A 612-nucleotide genomic window follows, 5' to 3' on the forward strand; every position below is an offset into this window, starting at 1 on the left:
TGATCCGCCCCGGTTTTCCCGGAGGCTATTTTGTTTGAGTCCTATGCGGCCATGCCGGCCGCTTCAAGTTCTGCGTAGTATCGTTCCTCCGCTTCGGCGGGCGGGATGTTGCCGATGGGTTCGAGCAGGCGCCGGTTGTTGAACCAGTCGACCCATTCCAGCGTGGCGTATTCGACGTCCTCGAAGGAGCGCCATGGCCCGCGCCGGTGGATCACCTCGGCCTTGTAGAGACCGTTGATGGTTTCCGCGAGCGCATTGTCGTAACTGTCCCCGACACTGCCCACGGACCGCTCGATCCCGGCCTCGGCCAGACGGTCGCTATATTTGATCGAGACATACTGGCTGCCGCGGTTGGAGTGATGGACGAGCCCGCTTTGCCCGACCGGCCGCCGCGCATGGATCGCCTGTTCGAGCGCGTCCAGCACGAAGCCGGCATGGGCCGTGCGGCTGACCCGCCAGCCGACAATGCGCCGGGCATAGGCGTCGATAACGAAGGCGACGTAGACGAAGCCCGCCCAGGTGGCGACATAGGTGAAGTCCGAGACCCAGAGCCGGTTCGGCGCCTGTGGCTGGATCTGGCGGTTTACCCGGTCGAGCGGACAGGGCGCGCAC

General features: G+C 64.9%; 1 protein-coding gene. It reads right to left on the reverse strand.

Going from position 1 to position 612, the window contains the following annotated elements; all coding sequences use genetic code 11:
- Nucleotides 1–41: 41 nt before the first annotated feature.
- Nucleotides 42–612, reverse strand: a 571-nt coding sequence (locus PKF00_RS44915) for an IS3 family transposase (RefSeq protein ID WP_271223756.1), incomplete at its 5' end; no start/stop codon positions are given.

The sequence above is a fragment of the Streptosporangium carneum genome (assembly GCF_027922005.1).
GTDB lineage: Bacteria > Actinomycetota > Actinomycetes > Streptosporangiales > Streptosporangiaceae > Streptosporangium > Streptosporangium carneum.